Raw genomic sequence first — 15,559 nt, 5'->3', positions numbered from 1 at the left:
GTCGCTGCGATAGCGCTGTTTTGTAGAGCCGAGCCCATGCTCGGCTGCCGTCAGGGACCCAAGCCGAGCATGGGCTCGGCTCTACAGCGGCCAGCCCGCGTGTTCAGGGCAGCTGCGTGCGCACCCGGGCGAAGCGGCGCAGGTCATGCAGGACGCCGCGCTTGTAGACGGCGCAGCGCTCCACGCCCTCTTCCTGGAAACCGTTCTTTTCCAGAACCCGGGCCGAGCCCAGGTTGAAGTCGACCACCGTGGCCTGCAGCCTGAACAGGCCAAGCTCGTCCATCACCCAGGGCGCGAACAGACCGACCACACCGGTCATCAGGCCCCGCCCCCAATGGGCCTGGCCAAGCCAGTAGCCCAGTTCAGCGGTATGCCCGCGCTCGGCGACGCCTTGCTGGGCACCCACGCTGCCGCAGGCCTGGCCGTCGATCTCGATGGCCAGGTTCAAGGTGCCGGGGGCCAGCACGCGCCCGCCCAGGAACGCTTCGCCATCCTCGCGGGTGTACGGGTACGGGAAGCGGTCACGCAGCCCACGCGAGACGTCCGCGTCGTTGGCGTGGCGCAGCAGCGACGCCAGGTCATCGCTGCGCCAGGGCCGCAGGAGGAAGCCTTCGCCCTGCAGAATGCGCGCCGGCTCAGGCATGACCACCGACCGACGGCGAGTCGGCCTCCTGCTTCTCCAGCTCGCGCTTCACCGCCTCTGGCGAGCGGGTATACGGGGCCAGCCGCGCGTAGAACGCCGGCACCACGAACAACGACAGGAAGGTGGACAGGGTGACGCCGAAGATGATCACGATGCCGATGGTGCCACGGCTGGCCGAACCCGGGCCACCGGCCACCACCAGCGGGATGGCACCGACCACGGTGGCGATCGAGGTCATCAGGATCGGACGCAGGCGCACCATCGCCGATTCGATGATCGCTTCGCGCACGGTTCGCCCGTCGTCGCGCAGCTGGTTGGCGAATTCGACGATCAGGATGCCGTTCTTGGCCGCCAGGCCGACCAGCATGACGATGCCGATCTGGCTGAACAGGTTCACCGTGCCGCCACTCAGCCACAGGCCAACCAGCGCACCGAGCACGCCCAGCGGCACGGTCAGCATGATCGTCAGCGGGTGGATGAAGCTCTCGAACTGTGCGGCCAGCACCAGGTACACCACCAGCAGGGCCATGGCGAAGGTCAGCAGCACCGCGCCACCCGCGCTCTGGTACTCGCGCGATTCGCCCTTCCAGTTCACCTGCGCATACTGCGGCAGCTCTTCGCGGGTCACCTGCTGCGCCCAGGCGATGGCCTCGCCCAGCGGGTAGCCAGGCGCCAGGCCGGCGCTGATGGTGATCGAGCGCAGCCGGTTGAAGCGGTTCAAGGTGCCCGCTTCAGCCACTTCGCTCAGCGTGACCAGGTTGGACAACGGCACCAGTTCGCCGGAGGTCGCACGCACGCGGATCGCGGCGAGGTCGGCCGGGCTGGCGCGGCCATCACGGCCGGCCTGGACCAGCACGTCGTACTCCTCGCCGTTGTCGACGAAGGTGGTCACGCGGCGCGAGCCCATCATCGTTTCCAGCGCCGAACCGATCGCGGTGACCGGCACGCCGAGGTCGGCCGCACGCTGGCGGTCGATGTTCACCCGCATCTGCGGACGGGTTTCCTTGTAATCCGAGTCAGGGCCGACCAGGCCGGGGTTGTCGGCCATGCGCAGCAGGATGCGGTCGCGCCACTGCGCGATCTCGGCATATTCCGGGCCACCCAGCACGATCTGGAACGGCTGCCCGCCACTGCGCACCAGGCCGCCACCGACCTGGGTACGCACGCGCACGCCACGGATGGTGTCCAGTTCCTTCTGCAGCTCGTTGGCTACCTCCGGCGTGCCTTCGCTGCGCTGGCGCCACGGCTGCAGGAACACGCTGACGCGGCCGGTGTGCATTTCCTCGCTTGCGCCGAAGCCGCCGGGCACGCGCGGATTGGCGCGCACGATCGGCTTGTCCGCGCCCACATGCGGTGCCAGCAGCGCTTCCACCTGCTGCACCTGCTGCACGGTGTAGTCGTAGCCGGCGCCTTCCGGACCATCGATCATGATCTGGAACGAACCACGGTCTTCGGCCGGGGCCAGTTCCGAGGGCAGAACTTTGATCAGCAGCCAGCTGGCCGCCAGCGCTGCGACCATCACCAGCAGATAGATCCACGTGCGATCCACATGATGATCGAGCACGCGACCGTAAGCGCCGGCCAGGCGTTCCAGATTGCGGTTGATGAAACCGTGCAGCCCGCGCGGTGCCTGCCCGGTATGCGGCTTGAGCAGCTTGGAGGCCATCATCGGAGTCAGCGTCAGCGCGACGAACGCGGACAGCGCGACCGCTGCGGCCAGGGCCACCGCCAGTTCACGGAACAGGCGTCCGGTGTTGCCTTCCAGGAAACCGACCGGCAGGAACACCGCCACCAGTACGGCGGTGGTGGCAATCACCGCGAACGCCACCTGTGCTGTACCGCGCTTGGACGCTACCAGTGGCGGTTCGCCGAGGTCGATGCGGCGCTGCACGTTCTCCACCACCACGATCGCGTCATCCACCACCAGGCCGATGCACAGCACCAGCGCCAGCAGGGTCAGCAGATTGATCGAGAAGTCGAACGCATACAGCGCGATGAACGCCGCCACCAGGCACACCGGCACCGTCACTGCGGGAATCAACGCCGCGCGGAAACTGCCGAGGAACAGCCAGATCACCGCCAGCACCAGGATCATCGCCTCCACCAGCGTGGCGTACACGCGGTCGACAGCGGCCTCGATGAAGGTGGTGTTGTCGAAGGCAACGAAGATCTGCGTGCCCTTGGGCAGGGTCAGCGCAACACGTTCGGCCTCGGCGCGCGCGGTGCGCGCCACGTCCAGCGAGTTGGCAGTGGAGGTCTTGACGATGCCCAGGCCGATGCCGGGCTCGCCGTTGCTGCGGTAGTAGGCGCGACGCTCGGCCGAGGCCAGCTCGATCTTCGCCACATCGCCCATGCGCACCACGTAGCCGTCACTACCCTTGCCCAGCGGGATGGTCGCGAAGTCTTCGGGCTTGATGTAGTTGCGCTCCACGCGCAGGGTGAAATCGCGGTCGGTGGATTCGATACGGCCGGCCGGCAGCTCCACGTTCTCGTTGCGCAGCGCGGTTTCGATGTCGCCGGTGGTCAGGCCGCGTGCGGCCAGCTGGTCACGGTCCAGCCAGATGCGCATCGCATAGCGCTGGCGGCCACCGATGCGGACCTGGGCCACGCCATCGAGGCTGGAAAAGCGGTCGACCACGTAGCGGTCGGCGTAGTCGCTCAGTTCCAGCGTATCCATGGTCGAGGACACCATGTTGAACCAGATGATCGGATCGGCATCGCTCTCGACCTTGGCGATCTCCGGTGGCCGCGCCTCTTCGGGCATGCGGTCGGCCACGCGGCTGACCGCATCGCGCACGTCGTTGGCCGCCGCTTCGATGTCCCGGTTGGAGGTGAACTCGATGCTGACCTGCGAACGGCCGTTGGTGCTGCGTGCGTTGATCGTATCGATGCCTTCGATGCCGGCCAGCGCGTCTTCCAACACCTGGGTGATCCGGCTTTCGATGACCGCTGCCGAGGCGCCGGTGTAGTCCACCGACACCGAAACGATCGGCGGGTCGATGGCCGGCAGTTCGCGCAGGGTCAAGCGGGTGAAGGACATCACGCCCAACACCAGCAACAGCAGGCTCATCACCACGGCAAACACAGGCCGCTGGATGGAGATGTCAGACAGCTTCATCCGCCGTGACCCTCGGCAGCGACCGGTGCTTCCACCGTCGCCGGCTGCGCGCCACTGGCGGGCGCGGCGTCGCTGGCCGCCACCTTCAGGCCTGCACGCAGCTTGCCGGTGCCGTCCACCACGATGCGCTGGCCTGCCTGCAGGCCCTGCTTGATCTCGACCACGCCAGCGCGACGCGCGCCGGTGACCACGTCCACGCGTTCGACGGTGTCATCGGCCTTGATGCGGTACATGAAGCTATCGCGACCGACCTGCACCACGGCGATTTCCGGCACCACCAGTGCGGGTCGATCAGGATGGAACAGGCGCACGTCGAGCAGCATGCCCGGACGCAGTGCATGGTCGCTGTTGGCGAAGTCGGCCCGCACGGTCACCGCGCGGGTGGCCGGGTCGATGCGTGCATCGATGGTGCTGACCTCGCCTTCGAAGGTGCGGCCCGGCCAGGCCACGCTGGTGGCCTGCACCCTGTCGCCGATGGTCAGCGCGGCCAGCTCCACTTCCGGCACCTGGAAATCGATGTGCATGCGCTCGACGTCGTCGAGGGTGGCGATCACCGTGGTCGGCGTCAGCAGCGTGCCCGGGCTGATCTGGCGGATGCCGAGGACGCCGGCGAACGGCGCGCGCACACGGCGGTCGCCGATGTCCGACTGCATCTGCGCCACGCGTGCTTCGGCGGCATCGCGGATCGACTTCTGCGTATCCAGGGTCGCGCTGGACACCAACCGCTGCGCCGCCAGTTCGCGCTGGCGCTTGTACAACTGGTCGGCTTCGCGGAAGGTCGCCTGCGCCTGCACCAGTGCGGCTTCCTGGGCCTGCCCGCGCAGGGTCACCAAGGGCGCACCGGCGGCGACCTGCTGGCCACTTTCGAAATGCACGCGCTCGACGATCTCGCTCACCTTGGCGGTCACGCTGATCGACTCGCGCGCCTTGGCCGTACCCAGCGCCTGCAGCGTGTCGTTCCACTGCATCGCCTGCACGACCTGCGCGGTGACCGGCACGGCTTCGCCCTGCCGACGCGCGGCGGCCTCCTGTTTGCCTGCGCACCCGGCCAGCACGGCCAGGCTGAGGCCAAGGGCCAGGGTCGAAGCGATACGAGCCAACATGAACAATCCTGAGCGATCCACGGCCGCCGAGTGTAGGCAAGGCCCCGCAAAAGCGGTATGTGCCAAGCGTTTACCGGCGTGGAACGGGTACTGCGATAGCGCTGTGCGCCCATTCCATGCAAGGGTCTGCCGCACGGTGTCGGTGTATGTCGGGATGTATCCCGGTGCGCCATGAGCGGCGACGCCGTCGTAGAGTCGGGAGGCCCGGCCGAGGGCGCCGGGCGGGGTCGGAACCTGGCGGGGATCCGACCCCGTTTTCTTTCCACGCAGGCCTTCTTTGCCCGGCGCATGGGTAGCGCCGGGCCATGCCCGGCGGATCAGTATCGGTAGTTCACCTTCATCCACAGGCTGCGGCCGGGCTCGTTGATGCGCACCGGATCGGCCGGGAAGCCGAAATCGGCGCTGCCGGCCAGATTCAGATGCTCGCTGTAGGCGCGGTCGAACAGATTGTCGACACCGGCGCTGAGCTGCAGCTGCGAACTGAAACGATAGGCCGCATTGAGCGCCAGCGTGGCAAAGCCGCTGCTCGGCCCGAGGTCCTGCGCCACCACGTTGCCCTGCCCGTCCGCGACCCGATGCTGATGGGTGACCGCGCGTACCAGCGCGCCGGCACTCCAGCGCTGGCCTTCCCAGTCAGCACTCAGGCGCGCTTCCAGCGGCGGCATCTGCGGCAACGGGCGATGCTGGTCGCGGTTCTCGCCCCAGGCATAGGCCAGGGTGCCACCCAGCTTCCACTGCGCGTCGAGCTGCAGCTGCACGCCGGCCTCGGCACCGGCGATGCGCGCCTGCACGTTGTCGGCCTGGCTCATGCCCATCATGCCGCTGCCGCGATAGGTGAACAGGATGTAGTCCTGGATCTGCCCCGCATAGGCGGCGACCCAGGCCTGCACGCGCGGGCCCTTGTATTGCAGGCCGACGTCGAGCTGGGTGGTGCGTTCGGGCTGGATGCCAGCGAACGCGTTCACCGCACCTGCCGGCCCATGATCGGGCGAGAACAGTTCCCAGTAGTCGGGCATGCGCTGGCTGTGGCCAAGGCCGGCATACCAGGTCAGGCCGTCGGCGAGATCCTGTTCGTAGCGCAGGAAACCACTGCCCAGCCATTCCCTGCGGCGCTGGCCGGCGGTGGGATTGGGCATGGCCATCATCATGCCGCCGATGTCGGCGCGCTCATCGCGCACGCTGGCACGATCGAGGCGCAGGCCGCTGATCCAGCGCTGGTTGGTGCCGGCGCCGAGGGTCAGTTCAGTGAACGCACCGTAGCGACGGAAGTTGGCGTCGGTGTTCCAGTCCGCTTGCTTGTAAGTGTTGCGCCCCATGCCCATGCGGCCGCGATGTCGGCTGTCCTCGCCGTCGACGCCGGCCACCAGTTGCACGTCCTGCCAGCGCCATTCGGAGCTGATGCGCCCCCCCTGCGTGCGGCGATCCACGTTCGACGCCATCGACATCGGCATCATGCTGTGCGGGTTCGGCTCGCGCAGCGTGTAGTTGTCCATCACGTGGTCGGCTTCGTTGTAGTACACGTTGGCCTGCAGCGTGTCCCATGCCCCGGGCAGGTTGCGCTTCTCGAAGCGCGCGGCGTAGCTGGTGCGCTCGAACGCGGCACCGTCCATGCCGCGACCGGCGTAGCGCGCGATCGCATCGCCGGCACCGGCGGATACTTCAAGCAGGGTATCCGCATCAGGCGTCCAGCCAACGGCTACGTCGCCATTCCACTTGCGCCATTTCGACGGAACCACATCACCGTTGCCGTCCTTGTAGTCATCGGCTTCGGAGCGGTTGCCGCTGGCGCGCACATAGCCCATCGGATTGCCCAGGGTGAGGTCCAACACCTGGTCATTGCGGTTGCGCGAACCGACCAGCGTGCTGGCATCGGCACGCAGCCCGGGCTCGTTGAAACGCGGGGTATCACGCTCAAAACGCACGGTGCCCGCAGACGCACCCGCGCCCCAACGCACGCTCTGCGGGCCCTTGATGATGGTCAGCCGGTCAAAGCTCTCCGGCGAGATATAGGACAACGGGTTGTCCATGCGCGAGGGACACGCACCAATCAGATTGCCATCGTTGCTGAGGATGTTCAGCCGCGAACCGAACATGCCACGCAGCACCGGGTCGCCGTTGGTGCCGCCGTTGCGGATGGCGGAAAAGCCGGGAACGGTCTTCAGGTAATCGGCGCCATCGCTGGCCGGCACCGGCTGCCGCGGCAGGCGTGGGTCGGTCACCCAGTGCAATGGCGAGGACGGTGCAGCGGCGGTGACCACCAGCGTATCCAGCGTCCGCGCATCTTCAGCGGGTGCGGCATGGGCGAAGGGGGCGGTCAAGGCAACACCAAGCGCAAACGGCAGGCGCGCACGGGCGCCCGCGCCGGGGAAAGTCATTTTCATGGGAACAGCTCCAAGGTACGCACGCGCGCACGACGCCCTTGCAGGCATCGTGCGACGGATTCGATAGGGAAATCAGCGGACGTTGGAGACCAGCGGCGGGCCACGCGCGGCATGTGCGGGCCAATGCAGCAGCGGCAGTCGCGGTGGTGACCACGGGAACACCAGCGTCGGCCGCCACAGCAGTGGCAGCAGCAGCACCAGCACTGCCAGCCACGGCAGCAGGCGCATGGCCAGCACGCAGTACTCGCAGGCCTCGCCATGCATGGCGTGCGGATCGGCGGGCGGGGTCGGATCCCTTTGCCCCGGCAAAGGGCTCTGACCCTCAGTCATATCGCCGTGATGCATGTGGGCATGGTCCATGCCGCCATGCGTTGTGGATGGGGTCAGAGCCCTTCCCTGTGGTGAAGGGATCTGACCCTGAGGCGCCTGCAGCGCGCGGCTGACCAGCGGCGCGAGCACCATCAGCAGCGTCGCGATGAAGGCGAGCTGGAGCAGGGTTCGATGCAGGCGGAAGGCACGGATCACCGCGCTAGTGTAGAGGTGCCCCCCGGGAGGGCCGTGCGACGAACCGTCGCAGGAGAGGGGTATCGGCAGGGCTGCGCCCTGCACCCGCTACCAGCCGGAGCCGGAGCCGGAGCAACAGCAGAAGCTGGCATTCCGTGGGATGGCAGGGCGGTGTCGGATTGCGGGGACGCCGTAAACCCATCCATGGGGGCTTGGCCGCGGCATCCATGCCGCGGACACCCCGCAATCCGACACCGCCCCGCCTTCGACAGATTTCCGCGATCTGTTGGAAGGGCTCTTGGGGTCAGATTGATTTCGATATCTGAAAGAGATTCATCTACGCATGGCGTGGATCTACCGTGTCGACCAAGGTCGACACCTACCAACAGCCGTCGGAATCTGTCAGAGGCGGGGCGGTGTGGGCAGGCAGGACCGTTGGCGCCATGGATGGCGCCATCGAGCCCCCAGGGATGGGTTTACGGCGTGTCCTGCATGCCCACACCGCCCCGCCACCCCACGGAAGCTAGCCGTTGCCGTTGCTGTTGCTTCGGCTTTTGCCGTTGATTCGGCGGGTGCAGGGCGCAGCCCTGCTCGACCAACCCTCAGACTGTGATCGTCTGCGTCAACGATTCCCAGGTCGGCGGCACCGGCCAGGCCGCAGCCTGGTTGCCATCCAGCACCCGCCGCAGGTCGCGCGGATCGATCTGCGGGGCCAGCACATGCACCAGCTCCAGCGCGTAATCACGCAGCACCCGGTCGCGCGGCAACACCGCCCAGGCGATGCACTCGGTGATCGGCGCCGGCGCCGGCCATACCCGCAGGTCTTCATCGTTGGCGCTGATCGCCATCTCGGCCAGCAGCCCCACCCCCAGACCGGTACGCACATAGGTCTTGATCAGGTCCGCATCCAGCGCCGTCAGCGCCAGATCGGGCACCAGGTTCTGCGCGGCAAAGGCGCGCTGCAGCGAGGAGTTGGGCCGGGTCGAGGATTCGTAGCTGATCAACGGCTGGCGTGACAATGCCGCCAGGTCCGGTGCGCGGCCGGCGCGGTCCAACGGATGCCCCTTGGGCACCACCACCAGCCGGCGCCAGCGGAACAGCGGCACGGCGATGCCATCGGTGGGCTCACTGCCGGCGGTACTGATGATCGCGATATCGGCATCGCCCTGGTTCAGCCGGTCCAGCGCATCGGCCTCACCGGCCTGCTGCAGGTGCACGCTGACCTGTGGATAGGCCTGCTTGATGCGCGACACCGCCGGCGGCAGCACGAAGCGCGCCTGGGTGTGGGTGGTGGTCAGGATCAGCTGGCCCTGGCTCTCGCGGCGCTGGTTGGCCGCGTAGGTGCGGATGTTGTTGGCTTCGGACAGCACTGCGCGGGCGCGGCTGATCACTTCGGTGCCGGCCGGCGTGACCGACTCCAGACTGCGCCCCTTGCGTACGAACAGCAGGAAGCCCAGTTCGTCCTCCAGCTGCTTGAGCTGCTTGGACAGGCCAGGCTGGGTGGCATGCACCCGCGAGGCGGCGAGCGTGATGTTCAGCTCGGCGTCGGCGATGGCAACCAGATAGCGCAGCTGGGTCAGCGTCATGGCAGGCGGGCGGTGTGGGGGCGGAGGTCCACTCTAGGGTCAATTGCCGTCACCAGCTTATAACCAAAGGTTGTTTAAGAAAGGTATCTGGTCATTTCCGGGCGTCATATGCCGGCGCTACGGTCAGCCGGCAGCCGCTGGCCTGAACAGCCAGCCCTTTTCCTTCCGCCCGCCCAACAAGGCGCGGCCTGTTCCTGGAGCGCTCCCATGGCCCTGTACGACTCCATCCTCGACACCATCGGCAACACCCCTATCGTCAAGCTGCAGCGACTGGCGCCGCAGGGCGTGACCGTGTATGCCAAGGTCGAATCCTTCAACCCGGGTGGCTCGGTGAAGGATCGCCTGGCGCTGGCGATCATCCTCGATGCCGAACAGCGTGGCCTGCTCAAGCCGGGCGACACCATCGTCGAAGCCACCTCGGGCAACACCGGCGTCGCCCTGGCGATGGTGGCCGCTGCACGCGGTTACAAGTTCGTGGCGACGATGGTCGAGACCTTCTCTGTGGAACGCCGCAAGCTGATGCGCGCCTACGGTGCGAAGGTCATCCTGACCCCCGCCGCCGAGCGCGGCAGCGGCATGGTGCGCAGGGCGCGCGAGCTGGCCGAGGAGCACGGCTGGTTCCTGGCCAGCCAGTTCGCCAACCCGGCCAACCCGGCCTACCACCGCAACACCACCGCCGCGGAGATCCTGCGTGATTTCGCCGGCAAGCGGCTGGACTATTTCGTCAGTGGCTGGGGGACCGGCGGCACCTTGACGGGCGTCGGCGAAGTGCTGAAGGTCGCCCGCCCCGACACCCGCATCATCGCCACCGAACCGGCAGGTGCCGCATTGCTGAAGGGCGACGACTGGAAGCCGCACAAGATCCAGGGCTGGACCCCGGACTTCGTGCCCGATGTGCTCAACCGCAATGTGGTGGACGAACTGGTGACGGTGGAAGATGACCGCGCGATCGCCACCGCCCGCCGGCTGGCGGCAGAGGAAGGCATCTTCGTCGGCATCTCCGCCGGTGCCACCGTGGCCAGCGCTTTGGACGTGGCAGATCGCGCTGAACCGGGCGCGGTGATCCTGGCGATGCTGCCGGACACCGGTGAACGCTACTTCTCCACGCCGCTGTTCGCCGACGTCAATGAAGGTTCCGACGACGACTGGCTGGCCGGTCTGCCCTGATCGCCGCGTTGTCGATGACAGCAGGACGACGCCCACCCTCGCGGTGGGCGTTTCCATTTGGGCAATCCTGACTGGGCATTGCTGTTGCAAGCGGACCGTTTTCCCAGGAAATCAGAAGCAATCCACTTCAGGAACTTTCGTTCCGCCTGCGTGCGGCGCTCGCTTCAGCCTGCGTGAAGGCACTGCCGGCCATCGTGCATGAACAGGGCAGATCGCAGTGCGTGAGACGGTCATGACGCAGCATCGATGCCCTGTCCCGCAAGATGCGGGTGCAGCCAGCGTGGGCATGGCGCGCAACAACTACAGGCAGGAGACGGACGCATGAAGATCGAAGTGTGGCAGGGCGACATCACGGCCCTGGCGGTGGATGCGATCGTCAACGCGGCCAATGAATCACTGCTCGGTGGCGGCGGTGTCGACGGCGCGATCCATCGTGCGGCCGGCCCCGGCCTGCTGGCCGAGTGCGAGCGTCTGCCGGAGCTGCGCCCCGGTGTGCGCTGCCCGACCGGTGAGGTGCGCGCAACCGATGCCTATGCGCTTCCGGCACGGCACGTACTGCACACCGTCGGCCCGGTCTGGCACGACGGCCAGCGCGACGAGCCGGCACTGCTGGCGAACTGCTACTGGAAGTCGCTGCAGCTGGCCGAATCGCTGAACCTGCAGTCGATCGCGTTCCCGGCCATCAGCTGCGGGGTGTATGGCTATCCGCTGTACCAGGCCGCGCAGATCGCGGTGACCGAAACACTGGCCTGGCAGCGCAGCCACGCCCAGCCGATGCGGATCGTGCTGGTGGCGTTCAATACGGCGACCGCCAAGGCCTACCAGCAGGCGCTGACGGCCGCAGGTCAGGTCGCCGACAGTGGGCGCGGGTCGCTGCTGCCGCCACTGGGCGATACCGGATTCATGCCGGCGCATTGAAACAGGCAATGCGGGACGTGAAAGAAAAAAAGGCCGGGCAACGCCCGGCCTTTTCGTTTACATCCGTCGCGACAACGTCAGTTCGTCACTTCTGCGGCAGCGTCGGCCGCCGCCGTAGCAGCAGCTGATGCAGCGGCGGCAGCAGCGCCGTCGACCTGCACGCGCACTTCCACCATGCCCGCTTCGTCGCTCAGGCTGGACACGTCCACGGTGTAGTGGCCGGCCGGCAGCGATTCTTCCAGGCGCGCGTTGGTGCCATTGCCCCCATCGTCATCGGCCAGTTCCACGTCGCCGCCGACCACGCGCAGCACCGTATCCACCTCGCTGGACACCGCATCCAGGCGCACATTGGCCGGACGCGGCAGACTCAGCAGGAAGCGGCGGCGGCCTTCGCCATCAAGCATGGCGAACACGCTGCCGGATGTCGGCAGGGTGGTGCCATCGCGCATGACCATGTTGGCCGGCAACTCGGCGCGCTTGGCAGTCAGCGTGAAGGCGCCGGTAGCGTCTTCGCCGAGGCTGCGCACGCGCAGGGTGTACTTGCCCGGCTCCAGCGGCATGCGAAGCTGCGAATTGGTGCCATCGCCATCATCGTCGTTCTCCGCCTGCGCGCCGTTTCCGTCCAGCTTCAGCACGGTGTCGAACGCTTCCGATTCCAGGCGGATCTCGTACATGCCCGCTTTTTCCACCTGCAGGGTGTAATCCTGCGACTTGGAGACCAGCAGGTCGCCGATCTCGCCTTCGCCCACCATCGGCTTGCCGTCATACGGCACCAGCTTCTCGGCGCGCACGCGGTACGGGCCGAAGGCGGAGGGGCCGTCGGCGTTGATCGCCACCTGGTAGCTGCCAGCACCATTGGCACGGAACGCCAGCGAAGCGTCGTTGCCGCGCTCATAGGCCGGGCTGCTGCTGGACACCAGGACGCCATTGTTGAACACGGCGATCGAGCCACGCAGCGCGCCGGTCAACTTGATGCCGACCAGTTGCTTGTCTTCCAGCTTCAGCTGGTACAGCTGATGGTGGCTGCCATCATTGAAATTGACGCCGCTGCGCGAGGTGATTTCGCCGGACACCGGCTTGTCGAACTCCAGCGAGGGGGCCTTGCCCACGTCCGTGCTGCCACCCATCCGGTTGCAGCCGCCGACAGCCAGCACGGTGGCCACGGCCAGCGTGATTGCGGTAATACGCATGTTTTTTCTCCTTGGCCTTCCATGTATGCCCCACGCACTGGCCTGGCGTGCGGGAGGCGGCAACGATACCGGCAAAAGCAAACGCCGGCGTGATGCCGGCGCTGCCTTGTTCAGTTCATGCTGCGAAACGACGGATCAGCCGTTCCACTTGCCCAGCGCGGCCTGGCCGTTTTCCTTGGCACGCTCGTAGACGGTCTTCTGCGCGGCGGCGTAGTTGCCCTTCATGTCCTTGCCCCACAGCTTCAGTGCCGCCTGCTGCATGGCACGGCCATAGGAGAAGCTCAGCGGCCACGGCAGGTTGCCCATCTGGTTCATGGCGTTGAGGTGGGCGGTGGACTGCTCATCGCTCTGGCCGCCGGACAGGAACACCACGCCCGGCAGGATCGCCGGCACGGTGCTCTTCAGGCACATCACGGTCGACTCGGCCACTTCCTCGACGTCGGCCTGCTCATCACAGCCCTTGCCGGAGATGACCATCGAGGCCTTCAGGATGGTGCCTTCCAGCAGCACGTTCTGCTGGTACAGCGCGTCGAACAGCGAGCGCAGGGTGGCTTCGGTGACTTCGTAGCAGGTCTCGATGTCGTGCTCGCCGTCCATGATCACTTCCGGCTCGACCATCGGCACCAGGCCGCATTCCTGGCACAGCGCGGCATAGCGGGCCAGCGCATGCGCGTTGGACTCGATGCAGGTGCCCGACGGAATGCTTTCGCCGATGTTGATGACCGCACGCCACTTGGCGAAGCGCGCGCCCAGCTTGTAGTACTCCTGCAGGCGCTCGCGCAGGCCGTCCAGGCCTTCGGTGACCAGCTCGCCCGGGCAGCCGGCCAGCGGGTGCGCACCCTTGTCCACCTTGATGCCCGGGATCATGCCGTGGTCGGTCATGTACTTGGCGAACGGCACGCCGTCCTTGGTCGACTGGCGGATGGTCTCGTCGTACAGGATGGCGCCGGAGATGTGCTCGTTGAGCTTCGGCGTGGTCAGCAGCAGTTCGCGGTAGGCGCGACGGTTCTCTTCGGTGTTCTCGATGCCGACGCTGGCAAAGCGCTTGGCGATGGTACCGGTGGATTCGTCGATCGCGATGATGCCCTTGCCCGGGGCAACCATGGCCTGGGCGGTTTCAGCCAGCTGTTCGATGCTCATGTACTTCCTGTGGCGGGTGCGGGAAAAACGTAAGTATAGCCCCGCCACCCCGTTACCTCGACGTGGAGGCCAGGGTGGAAACGATTCCACGTCCGCACGGGACAGGAAATGTCCTGCACGGCCTGGGGTCAGAGCTCCTTCGGGGATCTGACCCCCGGGTCGGATCCGCGCAGCGGCTCCGACCCGACGCGATACGTCTTACAGGTCGCCGAGACCGCTGGCGCGGCCGTCGTCGCCCACTTCCAGCAGCCGCAGGGTGTTGGTCGCGCCGTGGGTTTCCATGTGCTCACCGCTGGTGAACACCACGCGGTCGCCGGCCTGCAGCATGCCGCCTTCCACCAGCAGGCGGATGCTGCCGCGTGCGGCTTCGCGCGGGGTGAAGCCACGGCTGTCGAAGTTGATCGGGAACACATCGCGCATCAGCGCCATCTGCCGGCGTGCGCCGTCGTGGCGGGTGACCGCGAACACCGGTGCCGAAGCACGGAAGCGCGACAGGTAGCGGGCGGTACCACCGGATTCGGTCATCGCCACGATCGCGCGCACGCCCACGTGCTGGGACAGGAACATGGTGGCCATGGCAATGGCCTGGTCGGCACGTTCCAGGTTGCGCGGCGAGGCGCCGAAGTCGGTCTCGGTCTGGAACTGGCGCTCGGCGCCCAGGCAGATGCGCGCCATCGCTTCGACCGCCTTGACCGGATACGCACCGGCGGCGGTTTCGGCCGACAGCATCACCGCATCGGTACCGTCGATGACCGAGTTAGCCACGTCCAGCACTTCGGCGCGGGTCGGAATCGGGCTTTCGACCATCGACTGCAGCATCTGCGTGGCGGTGATCACCACCTTGTTCTGCGCCAGCGAGGCCTTGATGATCTTCTTCTGCAGGCCCGGCAGCTCGGCATCGCCGATTTCCACGCCCAGGTCACCACGCGCCACCATCACCACGTCGCTGGCGTCGACGATCTCTTCCAGGTTCTCGATGGCTTCGGTGCGCTCGATCTTGGACACCAGCGCGGCGTAGCAGCCGTGCGATTCGGCGATCTCGCGCGCATCGTTCATGTCCTGCGCATTGCGGCAGAACGACACGGCAATGAAGTCCACGCCGATCTTGGCGACGATGCCGATCAGTTCCTTGTCGCGCTCGGTCAGCGCGCCCAGCGACAGGCCACCGCCCTGCTTGTTCAGGCCCTTGCGATCGGACAACGGGCCGTCATTGAGCACGGTGTTGATGATGCGCTCGCCCTGCACTTCCACCACCTGCAGCTGCATCAGGCCATCGTCGAGCAGCAGCACGTCACCGGCGGTCACGTCCTGCGGCAGGCCGAGGTAGCTCACGCCCACCTGGGTGGCATCGCCGGGGCCGGCATCGGTGCTGGCGATCAGGTCGAAACGGTCGCCGGCCTTGAGATGCACCTTGCCCTCGGCGAAGCGCTCGATGCGGATCTTCGGGCCCGGCAGGTCGGCCAGGATGCCCACTTCCACGCCCACACGCTGCGCGGCGGCGCGCACATCGGCGGCACGCTTGGCCTGGCCCGACGGGTCACCGTGGCTGAAGTTGAGGCGCACCACGTTGACGCCGGCGCGGAACAGATCCTCCAGCACGCCCGGCGGATCGGTAGCCGGACCGAGGGTGGCAAGGATCTTGGTGCGACGCTGACGCTCGAACATGATGGATGGGCCTCTCCCGTTAAAGGACGGAAATTAGCACATCCTTCACGTCCCATGTATACGGTTACAGCCTTGTGCTGCCTGACTCTGCGGGACATCGCACGGACATGTTCCGGACATACGCTGGTCGATGGTGGCGGAAAC

General features: G+C 66.8%; 11 protein-coding genes. 2 read left to right on the top strand and 9 right to left on the bottom strand.

Features of this window, described 5'->3' with window-relative positions; genetic code table 11:
* Positions 1-103 precede the first annotated feature (103 nt).
* From MRBLST15_RS12145 to MRBLST15_RS12120, 6 genes are all read right to left on the bottom strand, one after another.
* Positions 104-643: a GNAT family N-acetyltransferase gene (locus MRBLST15_RS12145; protein WP_265951434.1), complete on the bottom strand. Its 540-nt coding sequence runs from the start codon at positions 641-643 to the stop codon at positions 104-106.
* Positions 636-3,761 (bottom strand): efflux RND transporter permease subunit, encoded by a 3,126-nt coding sequence (locus MRBLST15_RS12140; RefSeq protein WP_100553416.1) that lies wholly within the window; start codon positions 3,759-3,761, stop codon positions 636-638. Before MRBLST15_RS12140 ends, MRBLST15_RS12145 begins: the two co-directional genes overlap by 8 nt.
* Positions 3,758-4,864, bottom strand: a complete 1,107-nt coding sequence (locus MRBLST15_RS12135) for an efflux RND transporter periplasmic adaptor subunit (RefSeq protein ID WP_367786009.1) — start codon at positions 4,862-4,864, stop codon at positions 3,758-3,760. Before MRBLST15_RS12135 ends, MRBLST15_RS12140 begins: the two co-directional genes overlap by 4 nt.
* Before the next feature lie 317 nt (positions 4,865-5,181).
* Positions 5,182-7,245: a TonB-dependent copper receptor gene (locus MRBLST15_RS12130; RefSeq protein ID WP_367786008.1), complete on the bottom strand. Its 2,064-nt coding sequence runs from the start codon at positions 7,243-7,245 to the stop codon at positions 5,182-5,184.
* Between the two features lie 72 nt (positions 7,246-7,317).
* Complete coding sequence (locus tag MRBLST15_RS12125; protein ID WP_414716135.1) at positions 7,318-7,770, bottom strand: DUF2946 family protein; 453 nt, start codon at positions 7,768-7,770, stop codon at positions 7,318-7,320.
* Positions 7,771-8,351: 581 nt separating this feature from the next.
* Positions 8,352-9,335, bottom strand: coding sequence for a LysR family transcriptional regulator (locus MRBLST15_RS12120; RefSeq protein WP_265955384.1), 984 nt, complete (start codon positions 9,333-9,335; stop codon positions 8,352-8,354).
* Positions 9,336-9,542: 207 nt separating this feature from the next.
* Here MRBLST15_RS12120 and cysK point away from each other — a divergent pair, with 207 nt between their 5' ends.
* Together cysK and MRBLST15_RS12110 are read left to right on the top strand one after the other, a co-directional pair.
* The gene (gene cysK, locus MRBLST15_RS12115; protein ID WP_099820853.1) at positions 9,543-10,502 is read left to right on the top strand and encodes a cysteine synthase A; all 960 of its coding nucleotides are present in this window, start codon (positions 9,543-9,545) and stop codon (positions 10,500-10,502) included.
* A 321-nt stretch (positions 10,503-10,823) separates the two neighbouring features.
* Complete coding sequence (locus MRBLST15_RS12110; protein WP_265955386.1) at positions 10,824-11,420, top strand: O-acetyl-ADP-ribose deacetylase; 597 nt, start codon at positions 10,824-10,826, stop codon at positions 11,418-11,420.
* A gap of 77 nt (positions 11,421-11,497) precedes the next feature.
* Here MRBLST15_RS12110 and MRBLST15_RS12105 read toward each other — a convergent pair whose 3' ends face one another.
* From MRBLST15_RS12105 to pyk, 3 genes are all read right to left on the bottom strand, one after another.
* Positions 11,498-12,610, bottom strand: coding sequence for an ABC transporter substrate-binding protein (locus tag MRBLST15_RS12105; RefSeq protein ID WP_265955388.1), 1,113 nt, complete (start codon positions 12,608-12,610; stop codon positions 11,498-11,500).
* A 135-nt stretch (positions 12,611-12,745) separates the two neighbouring features.
* Complete coding sequence (locus tag MRBLST15_RS12100) at positions 12,746-13,750, bottom strand: class I fructose-bisphosphate aldolase (RefSeq protein WP_099820850.1); 1,005 nt, start codon at positions 13,748-13,750, stop codon at positions 12,746-12,748.
* Between the two features lie 198 nt (positions 13,751-13,948).
* The gene (gene pyk / locus MRBLST15_RS12095) at positions 13,949-15,415 is read right to left on the bottom strand and encodes a pyruvate kinase (protein WP_025874257.1); all 1,467 of its coding nucleotides are present in this window, start codon (positions 15,413-15,415) and stop codon (positions 13,949-13,951) included.
* Positions 15,416-15,559: the final 144 nt, after the last annotated feature.

The organism is Stenotrophomonas sp. LST15-1-1.1 (assembly GCF_040815575.1).
Lineage (GTDB): Bacteria > Pseudomonadota > Gammaproteobacteria > Xanthomonadales > Xanthomonadaceae > Stenotrophomonas > Stenotrophomonas lactitubi_B.
The sequence above is the reverse complement of the archived record's forward strand: the minus strand, read 5'-3'. Positions and strand labels throughout refer to the sequence as shown.

Coding starts and splice junctions, on each gene's coding strand:
- MRBLST15_RS12135 (WP_367786009.1), bottom strand. CDS start 4,864: ATGTTGGCTCGTATCGCTTCGACCCTGGCCCTTGGCCTCAGCCTGGCC.
- MRBLST15_RS12100 (WP_099820850.1), bottom strand. CDS start 13,750: ATGAGCATCGAACAGCTGGCTGAAACCGCCCAGGCCATGGTTGCCCCG.
- MRBLST15_RS12105 (WP_265955388.1), bottom strand. CDS start 12,610: ATGCGTATTACCGCAATCACGCTGGCCGTGGCCACCGTGCTGGCTGTC.
- MRBLST15_RS12120 (WP_265955384.1), bottom strand. CDS start 9,335: ATGACGCTGACCCAGCTGCGCTATCTGGTTGCCATCGCCGACGCCGAG.
- MRBLST15_RS12145 (WP_265951434.1), bottom strand. CDS start 643: ATGCCTGAGCCGGCGCGCATTCTGCAGGGCGAAGGCTTCCTCCTGCGG.
- pyk (WP_025874257.1), bottom strand. CDS start 15,415: ATGTTCGAGCGTCAGCGTCGCACCAAGATCCTTGCCACCCTCGGTCCG.
- MRBLST15_RS12140 (WP_100553416.1), bottom strand. CDS start 3,761: ATGAAGCTGTCTGACATCTCCATCCAGCGGCCTGTGTTTGCCGTGGTG.
- cysK (WP_099820853.1), top strand. CDS start 9,543: ATGGCCCTGTACGACTCCATCCTCGACACCATCGGCAACACCCCTATC.
- MRBLST15_RS12110 (WP_265955386.1), top strand. CDS start 10,824: ATGAAGATCGAAGTGTGGCAGGGCGACATCACGGCCCTGGCGGTGGAT.
- MRBLST15_RS12130 (WP_367786008.1), bottom strand. CDS start 7,245: ATGAAAATGACTTTCCCCGGCGCGGGCGCCCGTGCGCGCCTGCCGTTT.